This window comes from Paenibacillus sp. PvP094 (genome assembly GCF_040546835.1).
In the GTDB taxonomy this organism is placed as follows: domain Bacteria; phylum Bacillota; class Bacilli; order Paenibacillales; family Paenibacillaceae; genus Paenibacillus; species Paenibacillus illinoisensis.
In genome coordinates this window covers 4,772,708-4,786,527 of sequence record NZ_JBEPOM010000001.1, presented here as the reverse complement: position 1 = coordinate 4,786,527, position 13,820 = coordinate 4,772,708, and the positions used below count along the sequence as shown (strand labels likewise).

The 13,820-nt window shown below is 46.2% G+C and carries 5 protein-coding genes; 1 reads left to right on the top strand and 4 read right to left on the bottom strand.

All coding sequences use genetic code 11. From position 1 onward, the window contains the following. Nucleotides 1–109: 109 nt before the first annotated feature. The 3 genes from ABIC22_RS21955 to ABIC22_RS21945 all read right to left on the bottom strand — a co-directional run bounded on the left by ABIC22_RS21955 (nucleotide 110) and on the right by ABIC22_RS21945 (nucleotide 8,223). Nucleotides 110–6,202: an S-layer homology domain-containing protein gene (locus tag ABIC22_RS21955; protein ID WP_354483751.1), complete on the bottom strand. Its 6,093-nt coding sequence runs from the start codon at nucleotides 6,200–6,202 to the stop codon at nucleotides 110–112. Nucleotides 6,203–6,431: 229 nt separating this feature from the next. After that, complete coding sequence (locus ABIC22_RS21950; protein WP_354483749.1) at nucleotides 6,432–7,463, bottom strand: ketopantoate reductase family protein; 1,032 nt, start codon at nucleotides 7,461–7,463, stop codon at nucleotides 6,432–6,434. 13 nt (nucleotides 7,464–7,476) lie between these two features. Beyond that, the gene (locus ABIC22_RS21945) at nucleotides 7,477–8,223 is read right to left on the bottom strand and encodes an acetoacetate decarboxylase (RefSeq protein ID WP_095357531.1); all 747 of its coding nucleotides are present in this window, start codon (nucleotides 8,221–8,223) and stop codon (nucleotides 7,477–7,479) included. Nucleotides 8,224–8,355: 132 nt separating this feature from the next. Between ABIC22_RS21945 and ABIC22_RS21940 the strand changes: the two genes are divergently transcribed. Beyond that, entirely contained in the window at nucleotides 8,356–9,261 is a 906-nt protein-coding gene (locus ABIC22_RS21940) for a LysR family transcriptional regulator (RefSeq protein ID WP_354483747.1), read from the top strand. A gap of 65 nt (nucleotides 9,262–9,326) precedes the next feature. Here ABIC22_RS21940 and ABIC22_RS21935 read toward each other — a convergent pair whose 3' ends face one another. Further along, entirely contained in the window at nucleotides 9,327–13,820 is a 4,494-nt protein-coding gene (locus ABIC22_RS21935) for a carbohydrate binding domain-containing protein (protein WP_354483746.1), read from the bottom strand.

Here is a 13,820-nt window from a genome sequence, read left to right as displayed (position 1 = left end):
GACTAGAGGCTGAGTGAGGGTAAATAATTGTTCAGATAAAACAAAAAAAGCCGCCATTCAGGCGACTTCCTCTGTGTGAATTACATGTGCGAGTTGCTCTGCACGATGTTTATTCATGAATCAGCATATACACTATTTTAGCCATTTCTGCCCGTGTGACTTTACCTTTCGGATCAAAGCGTAGGTTCGCTTTGCCTGTCATCAGTCCAAGAGCATTCACATGCTCTACAGCATCTTGAGCCCAAGCAGATACCTGGCCTTGGTCAGAGAATTCTGCTCTTACCGTGGATTCCTGCTTCTCCATAAACAACACTTGCTGAGCTTTCATCAGCATCACGGCTGCCTCTTCGCGGCTGATTGAATCCTTCGGCCTGAAGAGATTACCGTTTCCTTGTACAATACCAAGTTCGGTCGCCTGAGCAACGGCTGCTGCATAATATGCATTCGCTGGTACATCTGCATATACCTCGGTTTTCCCCGAAGAATTCACCCCTGCAGCACGCATGATCAGGGTAATGAAGTCGCTTCGACTTACCTGCAGGGCAGGACCGTAGTTCTCACTGTCCATCCCCTGAATCAGATGTTTTGCAGCCAAAGTATGAACGTAACGTTCAGCCCAGGAGTCTTTCATATCCTTAAAAGGTTTATGATATTCTAGGATTGCGTACAAGCCTGGCTGCTCCGCCTCAAACGTCACCGTTCCAGCTACGAAGCGACCACCTTGATATTCCATTCCTTGCCCAAGCAAATATACGCCTGCATATTCAGATTGAATCTGTTTTTGCTGTTCAGCCGTCAACACTCGATCCATCTCGACCGGACTGCCGAACTTCGTAACCTCCGTCTCGTTCTCTCCTTGGATCAAGAACATACGAAGCGATTGCACAAACTCCGTGCGGGAATAATGCTGCTCCTCCAATAGATTGTTATCCAATACCTGCTTCGCATTATTGTCATATACAGTACTGAGACGCAACAGCAGCTGGTCTGTCTCTCCCCATTCTTGCGGCAGGGAACCAGCCGGGAGAGTGACTTTTAATACAGGTGATGAGATCTCTATGGAGAGCCCGTCTGCTTTCACCTTTTTCACCGCACTGGCAGGTAGATATACATCAAACTCCCCGTTCTTGTTCTGCTCTTGTATGCCAGCAAGTGTAATGACTACTTCCCCTCCACTCGCTGAACTGGCGGCTTGCTCCAGCGCTTGTGCTTCAGCACGATAACTACCATCCGAAGATGGATTAAGCGTAATTTGACCATTGCTGATCGGCGCTGCTGGCTTCGTCACACTATTATTTTCGGCAGGAGCTGCCGGATTACTGTTACCTGTACCTCCTCCATTACCCGGAGTCTGTCCCCCTGGAGCAGTGGCCCCTGTAGAGAATCCCCAAATATCGGATAGTGCACTTCCACTATGCTGATCTTCAGCTTTGGCGTACCATTGATAGTAGCTTTCGTCTGATAGTCCCTTCCATACCACAGAGGCTTCTCGTCCACTCGCTACGTTCGTTTTTGAGCCTATCTTCTCATCTGTGTAAACATGAACACCGATGTAATCAGTGGCTACTCGCTTTGTTGTTGGTGCCAAACCAAGATCCAGGCTAAACTCATCTTTGCCTTGTTCGGTCTCTGGATCGTAATAGTTGTAGTCATCTAGATAAGGTGAATACGTTTTGATATGGAGCTTGTTGTTTGCCATGTCAAACTGCATAAGCCGGATATAACCAAGTCCTCCTTCCGGAGCACCTTGATAATCTGCCAGCATTTGATAAACGTTACGGTCAGGAATGCCATCTCCGTTATCATCCAGCTGATCGACCTTAAGCTCGGCATCGTAATAGTGCCCGGAAAGGGCAGCAATCACGTTTTTGTTCGGTTTTACAACCTTCTCAAAAATCTGATCTGCAATCGGTGAACGGTTATTGGATACGAGCAAATACTCATGCAAACAGAGAATTGCTTTACGTTCCGGGTATTTGGAAACGATGTCGTTCATCCATTCAATCTCTTTTTCACCGAGTCCCCATCCCATATACACAATGACAAAATCATTACCGTTCGCTGAAACCAAATCATAGTGTCCACGGTTATTCTCGTATGAACCGCTATATACCTGATTATTGATGAACCGGTTCGCTCCAAAATACTGCTGGAACTTCGCATAATCGTTATCCTGGTGACCCACGTCGTGATTTCCTGCCAATACTCCATAAGGTATCGAAGCATCCTCAAGTACTTTCATGTTTTTATCTGCTTCAATCCACTGGTATTCCTGATCTGCCTTATCAACGACATCCCCGGTATGAATAACGTATTTGATGTTCATATTTTCTTTTTGCCCGGCGATCCAGTTGACGATGTTTTGATAAATTAGTGGATAGCTCTGGGAATAGTACTGTGTATCCGACATCCAAACAAATGAAAAATCGTACGGGTCCTGTGACTCCGGTGTAGGCTTATTGCCTGCAGCAGCAGCTGTTTCCGCTAATTCGTCCTGCACCATAATCTGGATGACATCTTCGTTTTCATAATCCCCCGCCTGGACCACAGCATTTAATTCAAAATCTTCTGTTCCAGCAATAACCTGATCCAGCTGATTCCATTTTTGCTCGCTTATGCTCCACGCATACAAGCTTACTTTCCTTCCTTCAAGCGACTTGCCCTGCCATTCGATTTCAACACGATCTGTACTTTTCACGGTTGGATCAAGCTTCACTTCGAAGCGTTGATAAGGAAACTGCTCAACCGAATCATTGACGAGATATGTTCCATCAATCGCATCAATTTTTTTGTAATCCTCTGCATTCATGGCCTTTTCTCCGGAAGGAACCATTTCTCTAGGCGGCTCCGTAACGGAAGTATTCAGGTATCCTGCAAAACCTTCGGCTCGGGTTGCATCGTATTTATAACCTTTGTAAAAGGTCACATTCATGTCGTCTTTGCTTGGGTCCTGAACTGTAACTGTCAGGTTGGCATCTGTGCCAACATTCGTTTGATTTTGCTTAGGCGCCACCAATTTCGGTGGTAGCGGGTTCTCATCGGGTACTTCAAATTTTACCGTTCTCTCCGCAACGTTACCCACCTTATCCGTTGCCTGAATTTGCAGGACATGATTCCCACCTTGCATCTCTCCCGATGAGGTTCTTAATGGAAGAGTAATTACATTGCCATCCAGCTTCACATTAACCTTGTCTACGCCGGCTATCGCATCCTGGATTTCAGCATCGATGATGAAATCACCACGATAGGTTTTGCCTTCTTCCACGGTTGGCTTGATATCTGGTGGCGTATTGTCCACCATGACTTTGGCCGTTAACTGCTCTTGACCATCGGTTAGAGCGACTTGATGTGCTCCATCGCTGATGCGGGTGGTGTCCCATTCATAGGCTTTAGCCGTAAGATGTTCCGGTTTCAACTCAAAATGGAAGCCGATTGATTCGCTTTTCCCGGCAGAATCGCCCATTTTAATCTGTTGTTCCTTTTCAGCGTAGGCAGGATCCCATATTTCGGTCCCGTCAGCCAGAAGCAAGCGTACGTTTTTGACTTCAAAATCATCTTTGTTTTCCTCTGGTCGCTGATCAAACGGCGAGGTTTTGGAACCTGCCCGGATGTAGATCACATTATTCCCCTGAAGCAAACGTTCCGAATCAATAGGAAAAGACAACGTCGTATAGCTCGTAATGGGGTTCATGAACGTATAGAGAATCGATTTGTCCTCCAGCTCTGGTGGTCCCATGGTTACTGCGTTTTTAAAATAATAATCGACATTAACGGCTTCGAATACGAAGTATGCATCATGTTCAAGCGCAGCATAAGTACTGCCATCAGGCAGAACTTCACCGTCTATACTGAGGCTGGCGTCCATTCCCACCGCTTGCGAGGTTCCTTTAATGGTGTGCACACCACGAATGGTATCCAGTTCCTTCACATTCAGTCGAAGCGGTTCATCGCTTACTCCTCCGGTCACGGATATAACAGCTGGCTCGGTTCTCGTTTCGTTAATGCCATCAGAAGCGACAAAGTAATACTCCATAGTTTTGCGTCCGATGAGATCGGCCGGTGACATGTTATAGTGATACCTCAGGTCATCGTAATCTTCCGTCAAACGATGCGCCGTGAATTCAGCCTGTTTGTCAGAGCGGACGAATACTTCCACAGACGTCACTTCGCGGTTATCTCTGGCATCGACGATGAGTTCCAATCCCTCGGATTGGTCAACTTCTGTCATGTTCGTCATGTCCTGAACCGTTGGCGGGACTGCGTCCGCCTCCACATGAACGGGTACGGCAGGAACCTGCTCCGGCGTGATGCCGCCTGGCGATGGAGATTGCACACCCGAACTTGATTTGATCATCATTGTGCTGCCGTTTCTAGGATAGGTGTAAGTGATCGCTTTATCTTCCTTCGTTTCATCACCTTTGGTTCCATTTTCATAAGTCTGATCAGCATCGTAATAGGCAGAGGATATTTCCTTGCCGGTATTCGTTTTGATCACGAGTGCTCTGCGGCCAGAATTCGCCATGCCATCACTCTGGATCGAGTGCAGCATAACATTGGGGATGAGGTTGGTTTGATAGAATGAGTTGAAATCTTCCTCGCTATAAGCAGTGTTGGTGCTATTTTTAATCCAAAATGCAACCGATTGCTGCGCAGGAATAACAAAATCGGGACGAACTGCCCCCCATTCTACATCCGCGCTTGGTCCTTTGTCAGGATAACGATAGTACAGGCTGTAATTTTTAAAGTTAACCGGTTGGTCTGTATTGTTATATATCTCGATATACTCATAGGCATCGGAGGACGTACCCGGTACATTCGTTGTATTCGGTACAAGCTCAGTTATAAGCAGCGTAGGTGCTTTGCTCGGATCGAATGCATCCCCTTGAACCTGTGCCGAATACGGCTTGTCCATATTGCCTGCTTGTATTCGGTATTGCAATTCAGGCTCGGTAAGTGCCGACGCGGGAATCGTTGCTGTATACTCGTTTGTTTCACCTATATTCGTCATGACTGTTACACTGTATCTGTGCTGGGCAGGCGTCTTGTACAATAGCTTGACCGCAGGCTTGCTTCCATCTGCATTTGTACCCAGATTCTTGATCTGCGCCTTGATCTCAACATCCTGAATGGCCAAGGCATCAGTTGGAGCCGTATGCAGAATTTCGATTTGAGACCCTTCTTCCACAACTGGCGGAACAGCCTGTGCCGGATCAATGGATCCTGGTGTGGCTGAGACTTTTCCGGAATTCTCCATAACACTCATCTGCGTGCTTCCAGCTGCCGGATGTTTGAAGAAAATCCCCATATTCGCTTTAACCTGAGCCGGTTCATAAGCTGCTGAAACGATACTCTCGTTGGCTTGATTTTTGATCACAAGTGACCTGGCACTTCCATTCGCCATACCAGCTCCACCCTGTATACGGAATAAGTGCTCCCCTTCGGACAGAGATGTTCCATAATTTAGATTAAATTGCTCAGCCGTAAGATCGTTATTGCTTCCGTTCAAAATCCAGAATACGACCGGACTGTGAACAGGAATCCGAATGTCCATATCTTCTTCTGTCTTCCAGGTATCCTTATTATTGTAGAAGAAAGTGTAGTCTTTAAAATTAATCTCATGATCCGTGTTGTTATACACCTCAACAAACTCATACGCATCCGTACTGAGGTTGGGCAGATTGGTCGTGTCTGGTACCATCTCGGTAATCAGCAGATCAGGTCCTGTGGACTGCTGCACTAGAGACATGGATGGTCTAATGGAAGTCGAGAATCCTGTCGATTGAATGATTTTTCCTTCCTCATCCATGATGTCAATGGCATAGTTTAACTCACTGCCGATCAAATTCTTACCAGGAATGTTCCCCACATAGGTTTCCGGACTCTGCTCTAAGGGTACAAGCTCCACCGGAGCATACATTTGTCCGTCTACCGAATAAGAGATACGCCCGGTCCATGACTGGTCAGTGCCATATACCGTTGCAGTAACCGTGTAATCCTGCATTTCGTAAATCCAATCCGCCGGGGCGTGGTCTACCTGAACGTTTTCAGCTTGAGTGACTTGTGTCTTGTCCTGGCTGTCTCCCTGCGGCAGGCTTTCTGCATAAACTGCTGGCAGTGATGTGTGAGGCATCCCGGTTGTCAAGATCATGCTGCTTAATAAAGCGATTGCAATACTTCGCTGAAGAATCCTTCTTCTGTTCAATTTAACCCGCATCTCCTTTTATTCCATTTTTGCTTGCTCCACTTTGACAAACATTGTTTTATCATAAGTGGGATTTGTTAGGAGAGTGCGCTCCCTAAGTAAATGGAAAGTTAACGATAGTACTCTTTCTCGATTAACTAGAGTTGAACAGGCTCAACAAAAAAAGCCGCAAATCGCGGCTTTTCATGGAATTCTATTCTCTATCAGGCAAGGAATTTATATCAACAAATTAACGTCCGTCTACCAGATGTTTAAATTCTTCAATATTTGTCTGAAAATCAGGAACCGTTTGTGTCTCTTCAGCAGCTTGGACCAGCTTCACAACCAAGTCATTATACGGTGTTGTTATTCCTGTACCTTCCGCTTTGCTCGAAACGACTCCATTAATGTAATCAATCTCGGTTTTGCGTTTTTTCTCCAGATCTTGAAGCATGCTTGCTTTGAGCAGCCGGGAAGGTTCCATCACATATCGTAACGTTTTAATCCGTTCAGGAATATCTTGTTCACTTTGGAGTTCAAGGGAGGCGATATCGAATCCGTTCATTTTGACAAATTCAACCCCACTCGCATGTCCGACCTTGATCGTTTCGTCTGCGATATGAACGGCACTCACAATACCTACTTCATCATCCAGAATGTCCCCGTATTCTCCGTTCAATGCCGCAGACAGACCACTGAATGCATTATTGATCAGCAGCTTGGACCATTTGGTTCCCACTAAGTTGTCGGAAATGTGTGTTCCACCCACCAGGTCCAAAACCGATTTTACACGCTGAATGCGATCGGACGTTTCTCCATTTAATTCGCCAATCTGAAAAGCATACTTCTTGAATTGTGTGTACTCCGTGGTGAGGCTCGATACACCTGGTTCCATGAACGTGGCGCCAAACTCAACGGATCCGGCAATTACGCGCGCTGCACCTACTATGGAAGCCACGTTTTCTTCAGGAATCCCGTTCTGCAATGAACACACGATACTCTCCTCATGTAAAAACGGAAGCAACTCCCGAAGGATGGTACCGTTGGATAATTGTTTGGTCAATAGCAGCACAAGATCATATGTCCCAGATTTTTGGTCAGGAGTAATGGCTTTAACTTTTGCATGAAACTCCGTTGTACCGACCACTTTAGCTCCCGTTTCATTCAAGGCATCGACATGCTCTTGATATGCATCAATTAACTCCACATCCATGCCGCCATCCGCCAGGTATGCTCCTACGATGGTTCCTAAAGAGCCTGCTCCTAGTATTGCAATTCTCATTGTAATTTCCTCCTTATTTCTGCTCAAGATAGTTATATACAGGCTGTGCTGCGTTTAAGGTCAGGTCTGTCAGGATATGTGAAGCTGAAACAACTTCCAATACAGGCAAGTCGGCAAGGGGTGCGAGTGCATGTTCAAAAAGCTGAAGCCGTGCTGGTCCCGTCCATGCTTCCTTCACTTCGATATCCGTAATTTGGGTTCGAATCAAATCACATATTCTTAAATTCCCACTGTAATCCGTAGCAATCTTCATCATAAAGTTAGGCCGACAGATTTCACTTTTGGCGAGTTCCTTATCCATCGGAACATGCTTATATCCCATCGTTGCAGTTGCAACACGAAGCGTTCCGTAATCAAGCGTACCCACAAGTGTATCTGAATCAATGTATAGTTTGGGTGCACCTAACTTTTTTGGATACGCCGTGAGCTCTCTACCACTTGCAATCGCAGGAAAGTTATCCACGTACATGGAATGCACATAGTCACCATCCTCACCATTGAATCGCACAGGGATAACCTGCCCAGCTTCGGTATATGCACCTAATCCGGAGACATCTGGCATCCACATCACTTCAAATTTAACCAGCGGCTCAACAATTTCCAGTGGTTCTGGCACCGCTGCCCGCAGAGCTTTTTCATCCGTTCGATAAATAATGTTTAAGTATTCCCGATTCACAAATTTATAGGGTGGCATGGGGTAAGCCGGTGCCGTTAGGGGTGTATTCAGATTTTTGGCTATGTTATTCACATCGATTTTCATGAAGGACACCTACCTTTTATGTTATGTTTTTATCTCTCTCACAAATAAAATTCTACATTAATAATTAAATTTAATATAATACATAATAAGTTCTATATATATTTATTGAAATAAATAAGGAGTGCGAAACGAATGGAATTGCTTCAGCTCAAATATTTTCAAACCGTTGCCTATACCGAACATATCTCCAAAGCAGCTCAACAACTGAATATTGCTCAGCCCTCCTTAAGCCTGACGATCAAAAGACTGGAGGATGAGCTTGGTACAACCTTGTTTGATCGAAAAGGGAGAAACATTCAATTGAATTCGTCAGGGAAAATTCTGTTGAAGCATGTTAATCGGATCTTTACCGAAATTGAAAATGCACAACTGGAGATCCAATCGGAAGAACAACACGTTTCTAAAACCATTCGAATCTCGATCACGAATCCAAGATTCCTTACCGGGCTGATTAGCGAATATATTAATAGCAACCCGCAAACCCAGATTCATCAAGGCATTGGAACGAAGAACGAAATCATCACAAGCTTGCAAAAAGGGGACATCGATGTAGGAATAACAGGTCATCCGATCCAGGATGAGGAGATTGAGAGTTGTGTGCTGGTTAATGAGGATATTGTTCTTGTTGTACCTTCCCATCATCCGTACGCTGGAAAGACAAACATCTCGTTACATCTTGTTGCAAACGAACCCTTCATATCTCTTGCCGATAATGTGGAGTACAGCAACTTTACCACCATGCTCTGCGGGAAAGCAGGCTTCGTACCCAATCAGGCCTTTGAAGTAGATTCACACACACTGCTTGAAATCATCAAGCTTGATCAGGGAGTTGCTTTGTTACCTGTTTCCGTATGTAGAAAGCTGGGGTTGCACTATATAAAAATTGCTGATGATTCAGCGATCTACCCGATTAGCTTATCCTGGACCAAACAAAAATCATTGTCTCCTTCGGTTCAACATTTTCGTGATTTTATCTCTATGTATTATGAATTGAATGCTGACCTCTTTACGGTGGTTAAGAACAGAAAGAATTCATGACAAAAAGGCAGCGGGATTCACCCGGCTGCCTTCTTCATCTTTACCCATCTTCCATTAATGATGATTTAATCAGCTACTGCTGTCTGCACAGGGCCAAGATTGGTCAGGCTGACACCAGACAACGTAATTGTGGTGTTACCATCTTCGGCGGCACCTGTAATATTACCCATGTCAAACACGATACGGCTGTTTGCATAGCTTGGCTCGGTTGTATCGAATGTGAAGGTGTACTCTTGCTCTTCCGTGGATAAGTTCACTTGCTGCCCATAAAATCCATGCCACGCGTATCCAGCCGGAACATCCACCCAGCCGATACCAACCCCCATTTTGCGCGCTTTATCCGCTTTGGCCTTGAAGGTCAGCTTATACTTGGTTCCCTGCTGCATTGCAAAACCTTCATTAATAACCTGCCGATCCCACGGATTCGTTCCCGCCTGACCGATCACAGCTTGCAGCTGCTGATTCTCAACATGAATCGCAAGGTCAGATTCAACACCGGCTGCATATTTGAACCAGCCTTCACTTCCTTTGGCAAAGTCACCATTCGGGATCAGATTGACGTGTACCGGCTGTCCCCCCTGATCCGCACCCGGGTTCACCTCGAACAACATCACATTTTGAATGGATACACTGTGCTCTTCCGCTAGCGGTCTGCCAAGACCAAAGTTCAGTAAGGCCGCCGCATCCGCTGTTTCTCCCATTGTAAATGTGAAGGTGTATGGCTGCTTAATTTCAGTTAGATCTACCTTTTCATCCATATACTTGGCTTCGCCGCCATTACCTTGCGAGACCACAGCCTGTATTGATTTAGATGCAGATGCTGAAGCTTCAAAGCTCAGACGATAGGTCTTGTCAGCCTCAAGAGCAATTGAACCCTGCTGGAAAAACGAATCCCACCCATCGTCGGTTGCAGCCGGCAACGTAATACTAATTCCATGGTCTTTCCCATACGTAGCCGAGAGCACGTCGGGAATTAGCGTCCAATCCGTTCCATCTGCGGTCAGTTCGCCATTCCTTACTTTATTCTGTGAAACGTCCAACCAACGTGTATTATATTCGTTTCCTTCAAAATTCACATAATACGATGTTCCGGATTTCAGAGAAACTGCTGGCAGATATACCGTCTTATAGGATTGCCATCCCCCCGTATCTCCAAGCAGAAGTTCGGAGCTTGCCACCGTTGTGCCTTGTTCATCCTGCACACTGAATCGGACTTTTGAATCAGCTTCTGCACTTGCCAACCTTGTAGAGAATGCATATACGCCATCATTTGCTGCATCGATTTTGAATTGCAGCAGATCACCTTCGTCCATGTAGCTGACATGTTTGCCGCCTTCATCGGAATTTTCGAGCTGCAGACCTTGCATCATCCATGCATCCGTAGCAGGAATATGAGTATAGCCCTGGATCGTAACCGGCTTTCCGCGTTTGGTCAGCTTCACATTGTCAATGTAGACCTTCCCTTCGGAACTGCCGAACAAAAGCTTCAGTTCGGCTGTTACCGTTGCTGCTGTCGTTGCGTTCTGTCCGATCACAATTTCACCCGAATAATTCTTGAGTTCCTGCCCAAGTTGAATCTGCTGCCCTTGATTCACCTGCACATCATGCCCCTCTGCGGTAGACAAATCCAAATCCATCGTACGTGGCGTATCTGCCTTTGCATCAAAAGAGAATCCGTAGGTAGTGCCCGCTTCCAGCTTCATTCCCGGCTGTACCACAGCCACCTGATCAGAATGGCCGTTCGTTCGTAGAACGTCGACCACGAGCTGCCGTTCCATGATCGGGAACTTCAGGAAGTTGTTCACGGTAATCTGCGCTTCAGCATCAGACTGAACCTGTTTGGACCAGAAGCCGAGGCGATCCTTCCCTTGATCAAATGTGCCATTAAAGACATAATTTCCATCCGGCAGTGCTTTGCGTTCCACCGGAAGAGAGTCGGCTTCACCGATATCTGTCAACCGCACATTGGTCACCGTAACTTCCCCTTCATTTAATCCAAGATTGAATTCAAACCTTGCATTATTGTCTGCCCCATTCCGCATGTTGAAGGTGTATTCATACGGTTGCCAATCTGTAGTTAATGAGAAGCTCTTATCGTCGGAGTAATTTGTCCAGCTTTTTTCAAACTGCGTCACTTTCGAATGAATGACACGATCAGCAGATGCCTTGGCATCGAACTGCACCTTGTATTTTCTGTTTTTCTTCATATACATCGGCATTTGTGTCAGTTGTACGGAATAACTTTCGGTTCCGGCTTGTGAGATCGTTACTTTCGCTGCCTTGCCCTCCTGCACATCATCAATTACCTCTACCTTACCAGCCCCGCCTGCATTCGTGATGAAGTTCCATTCGTTCGGCACACCATCTACATCCACACCTTCAGAAAAGCGATCATTGTAGATCTGGTTTCCATCCGCTTGCGGTTCCCGCTGCCATTCAGGTTCGATAGGATTAGAAGTTACGTCAGGCCATTCGCTCAATTTCTTGTACTCGTAAACCCGAACGAAATCAACACTCATCTTCTCAGAGACAAAATCACTTTCCGGCGATCCCGGCCAGTCTCCTCCAACGGCTAGATTGAGAATCAGATAGAACGGACGATCAAACGGAGCAGGAAAGGTATAACTTTCCGGTTGTCCCGCTGCGGTCGTCTCCCAGTTATTTACCTGATGATGCAGTTTGCCGTCAACATAGAAACGAATCATGCCAGGCAGCCATTCCACCTGAAAATCATGATAATCATCTGCGAACGATTCACCTTGTGGCAAGCTAAACTTGCCTTGGTCATGCCCGTGTGAACCGTCTGTTTTTGGGGAATCGTAATGGATCGTACTGTATATTTCATGATCTTTGTTTTTACCGCCAATCAACTCCATAATGTCGATCTCCCCGGAAGCGGGCCATCCTCCGTAATGTGCTTCATCTGTAGGCATCATCCAGATTGCTGGCCACATGCCCTGCTGCGCGGGCAATTTCGCTCGTACGACCACTTTTCCGTACGTCCAGTCACCCTTCTCTTTCGTAATCAGTTTACCAGAAGTATAATTTTTGCTGCCCTTCTGCTCCCGCTTTGCTTCAATCTGCAATACATTGCGGTTGCCATCCTTAACAATACGTGTGTTATTCGGGCTGTAATATTGTAACTCATTGTTGTACACAAGCTCCGTATCCTGAACGGTCCATTTGGATGCATCCACGGAAGGCGCATTGAATTCATCATTCCAGACCATTTCCCAATGCTCATCCGGAATCGTCGTTGCAGGAATCGGTTTTTCTCCTGAAGGATTGCCCGGTACGGATGGTGTCGTTCCGCCTGAATTGGAAGAGCCGCCCCCACCTGTACTAGAATTATTGCCACCGTTAGAAGTACCTGGTGTAGCAGCATTTGGTTGCTCGGACTGTCCTGTCCCAGGCGTAATGCTATCCTTGTATTGTCCTGGTGCAACCGCTTTCCCATTAAGCAATACGTTGTCTGCATCTACGTCCAGCAGATTGATTTTACCTTTGCTGTCAATCATGGTATTACGGGCTTTGCTGCTTACTTTTAATGTATTAATCGTACTCTCGGCAGACAACTCAACGGTAGCTCTGCGTTCAACAAACATGTTTTCAATTTGAGTTGTCCCTGTGATCTTCACATGTACCGGACTGGTGTTTTTGTCTACCACGACTCGATTTAGTTTGGAGTTATGAATATCGATAGAGTGGCTTCCTCCGCCTTTCACGATTACACTTCCAGTGACCGTTACTCCGTCGAGCGCCACTGTACCTTCTCCAATGGCTTCTGTAAGGAGCAAGTTGCCGTTAATTGTTGTATTTTTCAGCGTCACATCGGTTGAGCGAACGATCAGATTTCCATCTACATTAGATTCATAGGTACCTGGGTTACTTTTAATATCTGCTATCAACGTAGACATGATGGTAGCAGCTTCTGCTCTCGTAATGTTGGATTCAGGTGCAAGATTTCCGTTGTATCCGTTTACAATTTTATTGTTTACAAAGTAGTTCATCGCATTCCTAGCATAGTCAGCTACATCTTTGTCGTCTTTAAACGCAGAACCGAGCGATTTATTCTCACTGCCTGTCGATAACTGAAACGCACGATCTGCCATTACGACAGCATCCTGCCGGGTAATCGGAAGCTGGGGGGACAGATGTGTTGCATCAGTTCCCTGAATAATGCCAGATCCACTTGCTCGTGTGATCGCATCATAGTACCAGTCTTTTTCACTAATATCTGTGTATGACGCCGCTCGGGGACCTCCAGCAAATCCGAACACCCGATCGAGCATTACAACAAATTCGGCACGGCTGATACGTTCACTCGGTCTGAATGTGCCGTCCGTATAACCTTTAGTGAGCGCCATATCCTGCATACGCATCACTGCATTTTCAGCCCAATGTCCCTGCAAATCTTTGTACGGTGCCCGAAGCAGGCCTGACGCCTGCTCCTGCTCCGTTACCATTTTCTGCTTCATCTGTTCTGCCCCGACTACGGCCGGAGCTGCCAGTGAAGCGATCATGCTTCCTGCTACGAGACAAGCCAACCCTTTTTTCAC

Bases quoted from the DNA above. Each gene is read 5' to 3' on its own strand.
- ABIC22_RS21950 (WP_354483749.1), bottom strand. From the start codon at position 7,463: ATGAGAATTGCAATACTAGGAGCAGGCTCTTTAGGAACCATCGTAGGA.
- ABIC22_RS21940 (WP_354483747.1), top strand. From the start codon at position 8,356: ATGGAATTGCTTCAGCTCAAATATTTTCAAACCGTTGCCTATACCGAA.
- ABIC22_RS21945 (WP_095357531.1), bottom strand. From the start codon at position 8,223: ATGAAAATCGATGTGAATAACATAGCCAAAAATCTGAATACACCCCTA.